Raw genomic sequence first — 8,123 nt, forward strand, 5'->3', positions numbered from 1 at the left:
GGCGGTCAGTCCCGCACCAGGGGCGCGCCCGCGTCCCGCCAGGCGATGACGCCGCCGGCCAGACTGCGCACGTCCGGGTGACCCATCCGGGTCAGCAGCGCCGCGTACCGGGCGGACTGCTCGCCCACCGGGCACGCCAGCAGCACCGGCCGGCTCCGGCTGAACGGCAGCCCGCCCCGCACGAGTTCGCCGAAGACCTCGTCGACGATGTTGACCGACCCGTCGATGTGCAGGGCCGCGTAGGCGTACGGGCTGCGCAGGTCGACCACGAGCGGGTCGCCGGCGTCGATCCAGCGCCGGGCCTCGGCCACCGTGACCTGCGGCGCCCGCGCGATCTCGGCGTCCGACAGGTCGGCAGGGGAGTTCCTGCGGTGCGGCCGGCCCAGCAGGTCCGGCCGCCGCTGCCGGACGTAGCCCAGATAGCTCTCCACGCGGTCGCAGACGATGAACACCGCCGTCCGCCGCTCGACCGGCTCCTCGTGAGGTGAACCCAACTCCTCGTCCAGCGGGCGCAGATGACGGACCGCTCCGAAGTAGGCCGCCCCGCCCGTGGGACCGCCCAGGATCCCGCAGCGGCGGTTCAGCGTCAGCATGCCCTCGATGGCCTCGTCGGCGCTCACCGACTCCATCGTGTCGTACGTCTCCGGGTCGAACAGGCCGACCTCCTGCACCTCGTCGATGGTGCGGATGCCGGGGATGAAGTCGGACTTGGCCGCGACCAGCCCGACCACCCGCACGCTGGGGTCCTCCTCGCGCAGCGCGCGGGCCACGCCCGTGGAGGAACCGGCCGTGCCCACGCACGCCACGAACCAGTCCGGGACCCGGCCGTCCAGGTCCTTCACGATCTCCGGGCCGGTGCCGGTCAGATGGGCCTCGGTGTTGCGCGGGTTGAAGTACTGGTCGGTGTGCAGGAAGGCGCTGCCGGAGGCCGACAGCGTCCGGTGGAAGAGGGTCAGCGGGTCGTCCGTCGCGGTCGGGTCCAGGCATTCGCTCTGGCCCGGCAGTTCCTCGATCTCCGCGCCGAGCAGCAGCAGGAGGTCCTTGATCTCCGGCACGCGCATCCGGTTGGTGACGCTCTTGAAGCGCAGGCCGTGCATGCCGGCGACGACCGCCAGAGCCTTCGCCGTGTTGCCGCTCGACAACTCCACGACCTGGCTGCCCCGTTCGACCGCCTCGGGCAGCAGCGGGGCCGCCATGCTCCAGGCCGCCCGGTCCTTGACCGAGCCGAAGGGGTTGAGCATCTCCAGCTTGGCGTACAGGTCGATGTGGCGCAGACCGTGCACGGCCGGGTCGATCCGCACCAGCGGGGTGTTGCCTATCGCCTCGGTGATGCTGTCGTACCTCACTGGACTCCCCCCGAAGGCGTGATCGGCCAGAACTGGTCGTCGAGACACCACCGCCAGGACGCGCCGTCCTGCCAGGCGGCGATCTTGCGGGCGGCGGGCTGGTGCTGGGCGCGCGTGGCGTGGAAGTCCATGGCGTAACCGGCGGTGTTGGCGAAGACCAGCAGGTCGCCGGGGGCCGGGCGGCGCGGCAGGAACACCGTGCGCCGGGTGATCAGGTCGGTCTCCAGGCACAGGCTGCCGAAGAGGTGCACGGCGACGGGCCCGTCGTCCGGCCCGCCCCCGCCTCTCGGCACGAGGACCGGGTCCATGAGCACACCGTGGTCCTCCAGGGCGATGTCGTCGGCCTTCGCGGCCAGCCGTACGAGGAGTTCACCGCCGGACGGCGGGATGCGGACCTCCAGCACACGGGCCAGCGTCAGCCCGCACTGGTCCAGCAGCGCCCGGCCGGGCTCGGTGTGCAGGTCGTAGAGGTGCTCCAGCAGCAGCGCGGCCAGGGGGCGGCCGCCGAGGGAGGGGGCGGGCTGGGACAGCAGCTCGTCCAGGTACGCGGCGCCGGCGACGGAACGGTGGCCGGGGTAGAGGCCGAGCGTGCCGCGCAGGGTGCCGGAGTCGTCGCGCAGCCCGTAGCCGTGACCGCCCCACGTCAGGGGCGGACGGCGGCCCAGGACGGCGGCGGTCAGCTCGCTCGTGTAGGCGTCCCACTGCTCCCGCTCGGCGAGGTAGCTGATGCCGAACCCGCCGCCCACGTCCACCGCCCGGGGCCGTAGCCCCCGGCTGCGGCAGGCCTCCAGGACCGCCAGGGACCCTTCCAGGGCGGTCGCCTTCTCCGCGACGCTCGTGGTGTCCAGATGGAAGGCGACCCCGGTCAGGTCGACCGCGTCGGTGTGCCGCTCGACCGCGTCCAGCAGCGGCTTCACCTCCGGCACCGGCGTGCCGAAGCGGCTGCGCCGGCTCAGCACCCGCACGCCCGACGCCTCGAACCCCGACAGCCGCAGCAGGACCCGCACCCGGCCGAGCGCGTGCCCCCGCACCAGCGCGGCGAGCTGGTCGAGTTCGGCGTCACCGTCGACGCTGACCGTGACGCCCGCGCGGGCCGCCAGCCACAGGAACTCCGGGTTCTTCGGCCCCGTGGCCGTGATCCGGTCGCCCGTGAAGCCGGCGCCCAGCGCGTGCCGCAGTTCGCCCAGCGACGCGACGTCCACACCCGCGTCCGTGGCCGCGAGCCGGCGCAGCAGGGCGCTGGACCGGTTGGCCTTGTGGGCGTAGAAGACCTGCCCCGGCAGATGGTGCGCGCGGTACACCGACCGGAACCGCTCCACGTTCTCCGCGATCTGCTCCGGCACCACCACGTGCAGCGGTGAACCGAGCGCGTCGGTGAGCGCGTGCAACATCCCCGTCGCCGCCACGAGCGATCTCAGCCGCGGCTCCAGCCGCGGTTCGAGATACAAGGGCCGGCCGGCCATACGCGCTCCTCCCCTGACGCCGCCGCACCCTGACCCGGGCACGTCGGACACTCCCCGCGTTGCGCCGTATAGCCCCTATCCATTCCTCGGTCGCTTTACGCCCTGAAAGGCCGCTGCTCGCATGCCCCCGGTGCCGAGCAGACCGCGGACCGACCGGCCGGAACCGCCGAGCGACGCGATAGCGACAACCCTCGTCCGACGAGGCCGTCCCGCCCCGGGCTGCTGCGCCGCAGCCGCCTGAACAGGGGCGATGCCCCCGGAGCCGGGCCGTCGGGCGGGGGCCCGGGCACCCCGCCGGGGGCCGGACGGCCACCGGGCCCCGCCTCGCGGGCCCGCCGATCCACGGCCGCCCCGCTGCCGGAGGCGTCGAGGGCGTCGAGTGTGCGCCCGCGCCCGCCTCCGTCCGCCTCGCGCACCCCGTGCGCCCCACGTGCCCCGGCCGACGGTAGAGGAGCGCCGTCCCGGGTACCCGATGCGCCCCCGCGTGTGACGGCGACGGGCGGCGTCCGCGGGCACCGTACGCCGTTCCGCACACCGCCGAGAGCGAGGACCGCCATGCACCGCACCCCAGGGCCGCGCACCAGCGCCGCCGCAGCCCCCGACTCGCCCCTGCGGGGGCGCGTCGCCGTCGTCACGGGAGCCGCCCGGGGGATCGGCGAGGCACTGGCCCGGCGCCTGTCCGCGTCCGGCATGCGCGTCGCGCTGCTCGGCCGGGAGGCGCACACCCTGCACCTGGCCGCGTCCTCGCTCCCCACCCCCAGCCTGTGCGTGGAGGCCGACGTCACCGACCAGGAGGCACTCGACGAGGCCGCGCGGCAGGTGGCCGACCGGCTCGGCGACGCGTCCGTGGTCGTGGCGAACGCGGGCGTCGCCGCGGGCGGCCCCTTCCGGATGACCGACGCCGACCTGTGGCGGCGCGTCGTCGACGTCAACCTGGTCGGCTCCGCCAACACCGCCCGCGCCTTCCTGCCCCAGCTCGCCCGCACGCGCGGCTACTTCCTGCAGGTCGCCTCCACCGCGGCCTTCGGGTCGGCACCCATGATGAGCGCCTACTGCGCCTCCAAGGCGGGCGCCGAGTCCTTCGCCCAGGCCCTGCGCGGCGAGGTCGAACCGGACGGGATCGCGGTGGGCATCGCCTACCTGCACTGGACCGGCACCGACATGATCAACGACATCGACGACCATCCGGTGCTGCGCGCCCTGCGCACCCACCAGCCCTGGTTCGCCCGGCGCGTGCACAGCCCCGACCAGGTCGCCGACTGGCTCACCACCGGTGCCGAACGGCGCGCCGCGCACGTCTACGCACCGCCCTGGCTGCGCTGGTGCCAGCCGCTGAGGCCGCTGTTCCCGGCCCTGGTCAGCCACGTCGCCCGCCGCGAGATGCGCCGCACGCCGGCCGCCGACCTGGCAGCGGGCACGGGGGTCATGGGCGCGGGCGGCCTGGCCGACTGGGAGGCGTACACGACAGCCGTGCGGGGCCGCACGGCGCCGCCGTACCCTTAGCGGCACGTCCAAGCCGGGCGGCTGGCGGTGGTCCACCGCGGGCGGCGGCGCGTCTGCCGGGCGCGGTCGCACGGCGCCGCCGTCGCCGTAGCGGTACGTCCAGCCGGGCGGCGGGCGGTCTCCTGCGGGCGGCGGTACGTCCAGCGGGGCGCGGTCGCACGGCGCCGCCGTCGCCGTAGCGGTACGTCCAGCCGGGCGGCTGGCGGTCCACTGCAGGCTGGGTCCCTTCCCGCAGTCGGGCGGACGGTGTCAGCGGTTGCGGCGGACGATCGAGGCGTTCAGGACCGTCGCGAAGCCGCACCACGCCGCGTACGGCACGAGGGCCCGCGCCGCCGTGCGGTCGACGCGGGCGGTGCGCCGCAGCAGGTCGGCGTTGCTCAGATCGAGCAGCAGCGTGCCGGCCAACCCGGCCCCGGGGCTGCGGCGTGCGAAGAAGAGGACGTTCCACCCCGCGTTCAGGGCGAGATTCACCGCCAGGCTCCCCACGAGTGCCCGGCGGGCGGGCCCGGCCTCGACGCGGCCGAGCGCGTGCCCGGCCGCGTAGGCGATCGTCCCGTACAGAGGCGTCCAGACCGCGCCGAACGCCCAGGACGGCGGCTGCCAGTCCGGCTTGCGCAGCGTGCGGTACCAGGCGCTGTCCGCGTCGACGGCACTGCCCCCGGCCACGGCGGCCGCTGCCACCGCCGCCGCGGCCGCACCGTAGCGCAGCCGGGCGCTGGGCCGGGGGCGGTGGCTGATCGGCTTGGTGAGCGTCATGTCGGACGGGTGCCCGTGCGGGGGTGTTCTTCACGCGTCCGCTCGCCCGGCTTTCGGTGTCAGCTGTTCCGGGAGACACCCTAATTCAGCAGGGAATCAAGTACACGGGAGAGAGTGACAACTCTTGTGTATGTTGTTAACGGAAGATACCTTGGATAGGTTTTTGGTGCCCGTGTACGCTGTGGCTATGACGGACACTGCCGCTTCATCGGTCGGACCACTGGTCACCGGCGCCGAGATCGCTCGGCTGGCCGGAGTCACCCGGGCTGCTGTATCCAACTGGCGTCGGCGCTACGACGACTTTCCCGCTCCGGCGGGAGGGGCCGCGAACAGTCCGCTCTACTCGCTCGCGGAGGTCCAGGAATGGCTGGACAAGCAACGCAAAGGCCAGGAGGTCTCACCCGAGGTCGAGTTGTGGCAGGCCATGCGGGCCGTGTACGGCGAGCAGATGATCGGGGGCTTGGCGCAGGTCGCCGCGGTGTTGGCCGGAACGGCTGGAACCGTGGTGCCGGATGACATTGCCGCGCGTATACGAGGGCTGGCCCGCACCGAAACGCCCGCCGGTGTCGTGAGCGGACTGACCGAACGATTCATGGACTCCGCTCGGCGTGCCGGATCCGACCAAATCACGCCCGAGCGAGTGGTGCGTGCCGTGCGCTACTTCGCTCCCGAACTGTCATCCGAGGCCACGGTCTTCGATCCCGCCTGCGGAATCGGGGTGCTGCTCCTGTCCGTCGCCTCGGGAGCCGGAATGCGTTGCCGAGGACAGGAGCTGGATGCCGACAGTGCCCAGTTCGCCCAGTTGCGCGCTGACCTGCTGGGCAGAACGGGCGTGCACATCGTGGCAGGAGATTCACTGCGTGCGGACGAATGGCCGGACCTCAAGGCTGATCTGGTCGTGTGTGACCCTCCGGCCGGTGTGACCGAGTGGGGGCGGGAGGAACTGCTGCTCGACTCCCGCTGGGACCTAGGCACCCCGTCCAAGGCCGAAGGTGAGCTCGCGTGGCTTCAGCACGCCTATGCGCACACCGTGCCAGGTGGTCATGTCCTCATGGTCATGCCGGCCTCCGTCGCCTACCGCAAGGCGGGTCGCCGCATCCGTGCGGAGCTCGTACGTCGGGGCGTCGTGCGCCAGGTCATCGCCCTGCCATCGGGTACAGCGACCTCGCACGCTCTGCCTGTCCATCTGTGGTGTCTCCGGCGCCCCGAGAACACAGCAGGTGCGGACACGAACCACACCGTGCGCATGGTCGACCTGACCGACAACAGCCCCGACGGGGATCTGGAACCACGCCCGGACCAAGTCGCCGACGTACCGCTGATCGAACTTCTCGACGACACGGTCGATCTGACACCCGGTTGCCATCTTCGTCCCCCGCACCGCGACTATCCCGGCGAGTACGCCGCCCTGCGCAAGGAACTGCAGGACCAGATTCGGCTGCTCATTGCCCTCCTGCCCGGGCTCGCCCCGGGCGGTGGGTCGGGTTCGCTGGACGGTGCCACCACCAGTGTCGCGGATCTCGCCCGCGCCGGGCTCGTGACGTACGAGGGGCAGGATCCCGTCTCGGCCAGCGAGCAGTTGGACACGGACTATCTGCAGGGATTCCTGCGCAGCACCGCCAACGCCCGAAGATCCACGAGCGTGAGCGGGACCTACCGTCTCGACGGCAGAGGTGCGCGCATCCCCCGCATGGGCATCGACGATCAGCGTCGGTACGGCTCTGCCTTCCGAGCCCTGCTCGCGTTCGAGGAAGGAATGCGCAGGGTCGACGAGCTGAGTCGGCAGCTCGCCGAGGTCGCGCGTGACGGTCTCGCGACGGGCGCCCTGACGCCGGAGCAATGAGGGCAGGGCCAGGGCGGTTCGTCAGGCCCTGTGCGCGAGGAACGGGCTCCTGGTCCCGCTCCACGTCACGCTCAGGGTTTCGCGAGCACGTGTGCAGGCGACGAAGAGCAGACAGCGTTCGCGGAGCAGGTCGGCCTCGTGCTGGAGCGGATCCGCCTCACGCGGGGTGATCTCACGGGTGAACGGGACGGTGCCCTCGGCGGCACCGAGCACCGATACCGCGCGGAACTCCAGCCCCTTCATCGCGTGCATCGTCGCCAACCGCACGCCCTCCGCCCTCTGCGCGGTCTGACCTCTGACCCGTAGCACCGGGATGCCGGCGGCGCTCAGCTTCTTCTCGGCCGCGTCCAGGGACAAGTTGAAGCGTGCGCACACGCCTATCTCGTGCGGGGCGAGGCCCTCTTCGAGCAGCGCTCGGACCCGCTCCACCAGGGCACCGGTCTCCTCCTGCCGGGTGGCGTACCCCTGCACTTGGGGCAGACGACCGTGGAGCAGGGAGCGGTACCCGGCCAGCGAGTCTGTTCCCTCTCCCTCGAGCGCGCCGACGGTGACGGGTGCGAGGAGGTGGGCGGACCAGGAGAGGATCTCCTCTGTGGAGCGGTAGTTGACGCGCAGCCGGAAGCTGCGGCCGGCTGTGGCGATGCCCAGCGAACCCAGCGACACCCGGGAGTCGTAGATCCGCTGATGCGGGTCCCCGGTGACGAACAGGTCGTCGGCACCGGGGGCGACGGCGGCGCGCAGCACACGCCACTGTGCGGGGTGCAGGTCCTGTGCCTCGTCGACGACGACATGGGCGTACGGCACCGGTCGGCCGGCGAGGACTGCCGCCGCACGGGCGCAGATGCGCAGGTGCGTGGTCTCGCCGCGGTCCCGCAGGAACTGTTCGAACCGCTCAACGCCGCTCCACACCTCCCGACGGCGTGTAGCACCGAGACCGGTGCCGCGACCACGGCGGCTCGCGCCCAGGTAGGCGTCGAGATCGTGGAGGTTCTGACCGAGGATGACGTGCCGGTACTCCTGTGCCAGGAACTGGGCGGAGAACGGCAGAGAGAGCTGCTTGATGGCCTTCTCCCACAACTGCCGCTGGTCCCGGTCCCCGATCGGTTTGGGCACGGCACCTGAGCTTGACGTTTATCCTCGGCGGGCTTCGTGTTCCTTGATGGTCTCGGCGCGTTTGACGGTCTTGCCGACGTCGTGGCGCTTGGCGCGGTG

Annotated in this window: 5 protein-coding genes and 1 pseudogene; 2 read left to right on the top strand and 4 right to left on the bottom strand. The window is 72.4% G+C overall.

What is annotated here, in order from left to right:
- Positions 1-5 precede the first annotated feature (5 nt).
- Positions 6-1,346 (bottom strand): pyridoxal-phosphate dependent enzyme, encoded by a 1,341-nt coding sequence (locus tag ACFW6P_RS26860; protein ID WP_386347604.1) that lies wholly within the window; start codon positions 1,344-1,346, stop codon positions 6-8.
- Positions 1,343-2,809: a Y4yA family PLP-dependent enzyme gene (locus tag ACFW6P_RS26865; protein ID WP_386425062.1), complete on the bottom strand. Its 1,467-nt coding sequence runs from the start codon at positions 2,807-2,809 to the stop codon at positions 1,343-1,345. The genes ACFW6P_RS26860 and ACFW6P_RS26865 overlap by 4 nt, the downstream gene beginning before the upstream one ends.
- A gap of 555 nt (positions 2,810-3,364) precedes the next feature.
- Between ACFW6P_RS26865 and ACFW6P_RS26870 the strand changes: the two genes are divergently transcribed.
- On the top strand, positions 3,365-4,312 hold the full coding sequence (locus ACFW6P_RS26870) for an SDR family oxidoreductase (protein ID WP_386425065.1): 948 nt from the start codon (positions 3,365-3,367) through the stop codon (positions 4,310-4,312).
- Between the two features lie 249 nt (positions 4,313-4,561).
- On the opposite strand, the gene ACFW6P_RS26875 is transcribed toward ACFW6P_RS26870, so the two are convergent.
- Positions 4,562-5,068 carry a TspO/MBR family protein gene (locus ACFW6P_RS26875; protein ID WP_386425068.1) on the bottom strand — a complete coding sequence of 169 codons (507 nt, stop codon included), beginning with the start codon at positions 5,066-5,068 and terminating at the stop codon, positions 4,562-4,564.
- Positions 5,069-5,255: 187 nt separating this feature from the next.
- On the opposite strand from ACFW6P_RS26875, the gene ACFW6P_RS26880 reads away from it, so the two are divergent.
- Positions 5,256-6,911, top strand: a complete 1,656-nt coding sequence (locus tag ACFW6P_RS26880; protein ID WP_386425071.1) for an N-6 DNA methylase — start codon at positions 5,256-5,258, stop codon at positions 6,909-6,911.
- A gap of 21 nt (positions 6,912-6,932) precedes the next feature.
- Here the strand turns inward: ACFW6P_RS26880 and ACFW6P_RS26885 are convergent.
- Positions 6,933-8,039, bottom strand: a pseudogene (locus ACFW6P_RS26885) (3'-5' exonuclease); the annotation flags it as partial.
- Positions 8,040-8,123: the final 84 nt, after the last annotated feature.

The organism is Streptomyces sp. NPDC058741 (assembly GCF_042746715.1).
Classification (GTDB): domain Bacteria; phylum Actinomycetota; class Actinomycetes; order Streptomycetales; family Streptomycetaceae; genus Streptomyces.

Excerpts from the sequence above, each read along its gene's own strand:
- ACFW6P_RS26865 (WP_386425062.1), bottom strand. The coding sequence starts at position 2,809 with ATGGCCGGCCGGCCCTTGTATCTCGAACCGCGGCTGGAGCCGCGGCTG.
- ACFW6P_RS26870 (WP_386425065.1), top strand. The coding sequence starts at position 3,365 with ATGCACCGCACCCCAGGGCCGCGCACCAGCGCCGCCGCAGCCCCCGAC.
- ACFW6P_RS26875 (WP_386425068.1), bottom strand. The coding sequence starts at position 5,068 with ATGACGCTCACCAAGCCGATCAGCCACCGCCCCCGGCCCAGCGCCCGG.
- ACFW6P_RS26880 (WP_386425071.1), top strand. The coding sequence starts at position 5,256 with ATGACGGACACTGCCGCTTCATCGGTCGGACCACTGGTCACCGGCGCC.